The following is a 576-nucleotide window of genomic DNA, read 5'->3' on the forward strand; positions in this document are numbered from 1 at the left end:
AAACGTCAAGCTCTTCTTGCCCAATTCGATTCAGAAGAAGTTCATCATCGCTTAGAGGATTGCATTTGCCCTGACTGTCAGGGAGAGCTAAAAGAGATTGGAGCGAGTCTTCAAGGCCAAGAATTAGTCTTTATTCCTGCGCAATTAAAACGCATAGATCATATCCAACACTCTTACAAATGCCAAGCATGCAGTGAGAAAAATCCGAGTGATAAAATTGTGAAAGCTCCTATCCCTAAAGCCCCTTTGGCGCATAGCCTTGGCTCAGCTTCTATTATCGCTCACACCATCCATCAGAAGTTTAATCTGAAGGTCCCCAATTATCGCCAAGAAGAAGATTGGGCTAGGATGGGTTTACCAATCACACGTAAGGAAATCTCTAATTGGCATATCAAGGCGAGTCAATACTATTTGGAGCCCCTCTATAACCTCTTGCGAGAGAGACTATTGACTCAGCCCTTACTTCATGCGGATGAAACTTCTTATAGGGTGCTAGAGAGTGATAGCCATCTGACCTACTATTGGACTTTTTTGTCTGGGAAAGCTGAGAAGCAAGGAATCACGCTGTACCACCAT

1 pseudogene is annotated in these 576 nt (G+C 43.8%); it reads left to right on the forward strand.

The features are described 5' to 3' along the window. Positions 1-576: pseudogene (locus tag HT691_RS10990) on the forward strand (IS66 family transposase); the annotation flags it as partial.

Source organism: Streptococcus sp. 477, from assembly GCF_013277295.1.
Lineage (GTDB): Bacteria > Bacillota > Bacilli > Lactobacillales > Streptococcaceae > Streptococcus > Streptococcus pseudopneumoniae.